Here is a 3568-nt window from a genome sequence, read left to right as displayed (position 1 = left end):
TGTTTTTTGGGTTGTCAAGTATTTACGCTTAATTTTCAGGTCTTTTTTGAATAAGATTTGATAAAAAATGGCAGAAAAAAAGCCTATCGATTAATTCGACAGACTTTTTCTTAACTTAATGACATTGAGTGAATTCTACTATAATTTAGTCACTACACAAAAATATAGTTAGGAGAATTCACATGGCTGATAATAATGATATCGCAAAACTGGTTGGAATTAAAGACGAAAATATTAAATTTAATGACGGGGTTCAAATCATCGAAGAAAATGGTCACACAACAATGTTGATTTCAGGCACGTTATCGTATCCGTTAGAGGCTTGCCCTAAGTGTGGCGTGCGTAAAATTGACGTAGAAACAATTTTTGATCGCTTAAAAGGTGTATTTGGCATGCGCAGAGCCCATGTTAGAGGGAAACAAGCGCTTCATAATAACATTGGTATCATGTTGATGAGTATGAATTTAACAAAATTAGCCCTCGAGGCAAGAAGAAGAGTGGCTACTTTTTACGATTATTCAGCCACACATAAAAATCGCAATGAAAGCATCAGAATATCGATGGTTTCATTGCGATTTTTCTATTTAAGGCTAGTTTTTTTCCCAGCCCCTTTTAATATTAACTATAATAGTGATTTTTTCTGTAGCGATAAAACGTCGTTCGGTTAATTCCTGTTTTCCGTTCTATTTCTTTATCTGACAAGCCTTGTTCATTTATTGAAATTTTATGGCTATGTTTTTGGCATATCCTTCGTTGCCTAGTAATTTTTTGTTTAATGTTATACTCATGTTGTTCGACTCCTATGTTTCCCCCGTATTAACTATGCATATTTTATATTGTCAATTATCAAAAGGAGTTTAATATGTGTATTTTTACTAGCTAAATTTCCTCCTCGTATATTTAGTAATTTTCAGAAGTAGAATTAGCGTCTAAAAATATTTTATCTAGTTTTTTTACCTCGTTTAAAGGGACAGTAATAATAACTTCGTCAATGTTTGTTTGCTCCAATGAATCACTATGAGGGGAACTTGTATACATTAATTCAAATTGTATAGCATTTTTACCAAGTATATTTAAAAGTAGTAATAAAATTCTTTTGAAATTTTTGTTAATTGTTATAACCATATTATTTTGCGTTTTTCTTATTTTAATTGATGATTCGTCAATACTCATACCTTGCAAAAAATCTTTTAATATCATTTCTATTTTATTTTTTTCCATTAGATTACCACCTTTACTTTAATTAAAATCTCAATTACAATAAACGTGCATTAAATAAATAAAGAAGGAGAGTGTATCATGAAGTTAAGTAAAAAAATTATTGTTATTTTCACTTTGTTTTTGTCTATATCACCTTTATTTTCTACGCCTGAAGTAAATGCTCAACAAAATAATGTAGTACCGTATGGAACCATTACAGGTCCTGGTGGAACTACTACTCTTGAGATTATGAGTAGTAATACCGTTTACTGGTACGCTAAGCCTAGTTTCTCTGGGCCTTATACCTTCCAAGGTACGGTAACAGTTACATATAAAAATAATAGAACTAATACATTTTGGATTAGTGAAGCTGCTAATAGTAAGTCGGTGTCAGGAATAATAGAATTACCAGCTGCAGCTAAAAAAGCAGTTCTAAGTGGCGTTGCCATTGGTACAAATGGTCTAGCAATTGCAGTGCCAAATGCTGATGCATACAATTATTAATTGGACTTAAATATATCCTTTAAATTTTATTTTAAAAAGTAACATCTAAAAGAGTATTACATGTAAATTCACAAACATCCCTTTAACAAGAGAATTTATTCTTTTTTAAAAGGGATGTTTTATATACTTCTAATTGAACTTTTTCCAATAATTATTATTTATCATCAAGTTTGCATTTATTTGGGATTCATAATAATTTTATTCGTATTTTATTCCGTCACAATCCGTTCTAAGATATAGCTAACAAACGCATTAAAACTCATTTCATGACCTCAGAGAGAGCTACAACGTTTTCATGTGGTGCGACAACTAACGAAATGACATTTTGTAACATGAAAACACTCCCTTTCGGGTCAGTAGTTAAATGAAAGCATACCACTTATTGATCATATTCTAAATCTCAAATTTCAGCTACTTCTACCTATCATCTATTTTAGTTAAATTATACTTTTCGCGATATCTTCTAAACGTAGTACGATTGATACCCGTCTTACGTTCAACTACTTTCTCTGTCATACCTCTATCATATAATTCAAAGGCATGTAGCAACCTTTCATCGTTAGGTTCAAACTTTCTTTTCTTCCTTTAAAACGTCCCTGACGTTTCGCTATTTCAATACCTTGCGCCTATCGTTCTTTAATTCGTTATCTTTCAGCTTCGGCTTGATACTTATATAGTTCAATAATTAGGTTATTGATTAAGCGTCGCAAGTTTTCATCAGCGATGCCATTCATCGATGGCAGATTTAATACCTCTAATGTTGCCCCTTTCTCTTGAATCAGGCTCATGATAGTCGTTAGGTCGTTATTATTTCTTCCAAGTCGGTCTAATTCCGTAACAACAACAATATCGCCCTCTCTCAAATAATTTAACATGGCCTGTAGCTGCGTTCGTTCGACCGATCCCCCACTTACTTTGTCTGAAAAGACCTTGGAAACGCCTTCTAGTGCTTCAAGTTGCCGGGATAAGTTCTGATCCTTACTACTTACCCTTGCATAACTTATTCTTGCCAAAAAAACATCCTTTCATTATAAAGTATTCACAATGTCTTACCTAAAGTTTATTCTTGCTTAAAATTATATGTGTTTCACACGATCAATATAAAATAACTCTATTGAACACATGATAATACTATTATAGCAACCATACAAAAAAGTTCAATAGAGTGTACTCTATTGAACTTTAAATTAATCAATTATATCCAAATAAGTATGATATTCCGTGATTGTATCATACTTATTGTATGGCAGCATAAAGAAAAAGCTCACTAAAGAGTCCTCTAGTGAACTTCTTCTAAACTTCATTTATAGATTAAGTATAGATATCTAACAATAGGGATGATCATACACACCAAAAGAACTCCTATTAAGTGATGAATTGTAAAATTAAGTGCGACAAATAAAGAAACCCATAACAGGTTCGTGTAAAATGTTAGTAACGACAAAAACATACACACGGAGGTCTGTTATGAGCTACGCACATCTTACCCTAGAAGAACGTTCAAAAATAGAAATACTCTACCAAGAAGGTTATAAAATTAATCGCATTGCTCAATTAATCGGTCGCCATCGGTCAACGATTTATCGAGAACTTAAACGATGTCCCGCAAATCAATATCAAGCTCAGGATACCCAAGAAGTTGCCAACCAACGCGCGCGTCATAAGGGGAGAAAGCCTAAGCATACAACCAAGCTACTTGAAGACATTCAAGATAAACTGGAACGCACGTGGTTACCCGAACAAATTGTTGGACGAGATTATCAGGGAAAACTTTCCTTTAAATCCATCTATAACTGGATTTACCAAGATATCTTAAAGGTGCCCCTAACTGTCTTAAGACACAAAGGAAAAAGTCGAGAGCCTC

Annotated in this window: 3 protein-coding genes and 2 pseudogenes; 3 read left to right on the top strand and 2 right to left on the bottom strand. The window is 33.0% G+C overall.

Annotated elements, in window-relative coordinates:
- Nucleotides 1-341: 341 nt before the first annotated feature.
- A pseudogene (locus FEZ33_RS12810) lies at nucleotides 342-483 on the top strand (transposase); the annotation flags it as partial.
- A gap of 417 nt (nucleotides 484-900) precedes the next feature.
- On the opposite strand, the gene FEZ33_RS11895 reads toward FEZ33_RS12810, so the two are convergent.
- On the bottom strand, nucleotides 901-1221 hold the full coding sequence (locus FEZ33_RS11895) for a hypothetical protein (protein ID WP_138405583.1): 321 nt from the start codon (nucleotides 1219-1221) through the stop codon (nucleotides 901-903).
- Between the two features lie 78 nt (nucleotides 1222-1299).
- On the opposite strand from FEZ33_RS11895, the gene FEZ33_RS11890 reads away from it, so the two are divergent.
- Entirely contained in the window at nucleotides 1300-1704 is a 405-nt protein-coding gene (locus FEZ33_RS11890) for a hypothetical protein (protein ID WP_138405582.1), read from the top strand.
- A gap of 417 nt (nucleotides 1705-2121) precedes the next feature.
- On the opposite strand, the pseudogene FEZ33_RS11885 reads toward FEZ33_RS11890, so the two are convergent.
- A pseudogene (locus FEZ33_RS11885) lies at nucleotides 2122-2717 on the bottom strand (recombinase family protein).
- A gap of 454 nt (nucleotides 2718-3171) precedes the next feature.
- Here FEZ33_RS11885 and FEZ33_RS11880 point away from each other — a divergent pair.
- Nucleotides 3172-3568, top strand: a 397-nt coding sequence (locus tag FEZ33_RS11880; RefSeq protein ID WP_171031398.1) for a helix-turn-helix domain-containing protein, incomplete at its 3' end; no start/stop codon positions are given.

This window comes from Ruoffia tabacinasalis (assembly GCF_005864045.1).
Taxonomy (GTDB): domain Bacteria; phylum Bacillota; class Bacilli; order Lactobacillales; family Aerococcaceae; genus Ruoffia; species Ruoffia tabacinasalis.
This window is presented reverse-complemented; position numbering and strand designations above follow the sequence as displayed.

Bases quoted from the DNA above. Each gene is read 5' to 3' on its own strand.
- FEZ33_RS11895 (WP_138405583.1), bottom strand. From the start codon at position 1,221: ATGGAAAAAAATAAAATAGAAATGATATTAAAAGATTTTTTGCAAGGT.
- FEZ33_RS11890 (WP_138405582.1), top strand. From the start codon at position 1,300: ATGAAGTTAAGTAAAAAAATTATTGTTATTTTCACTTTGTTTTTGTCT.